Origin of the sequence: Ancylomarina sp., assembly GCF_041555295.1 — a bacterium.
Classification (GTDB): Bacteria; Bacteroidota; Bacteroidia; order Bacteroidales; family Marinifilaceae; genus Ancylomarina.
This window is the reverse complement of record NZ_JBFFKR010000490.1, coordinates 1-1,392: the sequence shown is the minus strand read 5'-3', so window position 1 is coordinate 1,392 and position 1,392 is coordinate 1. Positions and strand designations below refer to the sequence as shown.

The window sequence follows — 1,392 nt, the reverse complement described above, 5'->3', positions numbered from 1 at the left end:
CAGCAAAAATCCCCTGAATACATCCCATCAATGTTCCACGCTCACCTGTCAAGTCAGAATAAACCTCACGTTTGAAAGTGGTTTCGAAAAGGTAACCTGAGCCAACACCAATACCCAAAGCAACAACACGATCGAAAGCTCTACCTGTTGCATCCTGGAAGATGGCATAAGATGAATTCAAACCACGTCCCTCAAGAAACATACGACGTAGACTGGTTCCTGAACCTTTAGGTGCGACAAGGATAACATCAACATCGGCTGGAGGTACAATACCTGTACGCTCTTTATAAGTGATACCGAATCCGTGAGAGAAATAAAGAGCCTTACCGGGCTTTAAATATTTCTGAACAGTTGGCCAAACAGCAATCTGACCAGCATCTGACAGTAAGTATTGAATTACAGTAGCTCTGTCTAAAGCTTCTTCGATCTCGAAAAGATCTTTACCAGGAACCCATCCATCAGCGACTGCTTTGTCCCAGGTTTTAGAACTTTTACGTTGACCAACGATTACGTTGAAGCCATTGTCTTTTAGATTTAAAGACTGACCCGGGCCTTGAACACCATAACCAATTACAGCAATGGTTTCGTCTTTCATTACCTCACGTGCTTTTTCCAATGAAAACTCTTCACGTGTTACTACTTGTTCTTCTGATCCTCCAAAATTTATTGTTGCCATCTTTTTTTAATTTTAGATACTAATCACTAGTACCACGGTTATTTTTAGTTTTTCGATAATCTCCATATAAGCTTGTTCAAGCCCTTCAGGCTTACCTAAGCATCTATTTTCCACCCAGAGTTTCACTCGGGGTTATTTATATTTTATCCCTTCAGGATATTATTAATTGCTAATCAAAAATCAAAACAGTCTGATCCTTGTTTTTACTCTCTTGTCACATATGAGTCACGCCTCATGGCAGACTGTCAATGCACACTCAAAACAAAATATTGACTTTCATTTATTTCATTTGTAATTCATAATTCGTAACTCATAATTATTAAATCATCAGTTAGCTTGCTTCTTCCAATCCCTTCAGATACGAGGTGAAATCTTTCTGCAGGATTGAGACAGCAACCCGGCCTGATCGTGCAAACTGCAAAACACCATACTGTTCCAATTCATGAAACAAAGCTTGATTGTCGGCTTTATACCCTACTCGCTCAATGACCAAAAAGTCGGGGCTTACTGTTAGAATCTTAGCGTTCTGATTTCTCACCAAGGCTTCTAAATTTCCATTTAATCTGGTTGAATTTGCAATCTTAAACAGTGCCACTTCCTGATGAACGATTTCTTCTGCTTCGAAATAATGTGCTTTAAAAACGCCAATAATCTTTTCAATTTGCAGCACCACATTCTCAACCTTGCTCTCATCCATATAGGCTACGATTGTGTAT

The 1,392-nt window shown here is 39.3% G+C and carries 1 protein-coding gene and 1 pseudogene; both read right to left on the bottom strand.

Annotated features, from left to right (window positions below; translation table 11 throughout):
• Window positions 1-676: pseudogene (locus ABY905_RS17345) on the bottom strand (ketol-acid reductoisomerase); the annotation flags it as partial.
• 331 nt (window positions 677-1,007) lie between these two features.
• The coding region (gene ilvN / locus ABY905_RS17340) for an acetolactate synthase small subunit (RefSeq protein ID WP_372646170.1) at window positions 1,008-1,392 on the bottom strand (385 nt) is incomplete at its 5' end.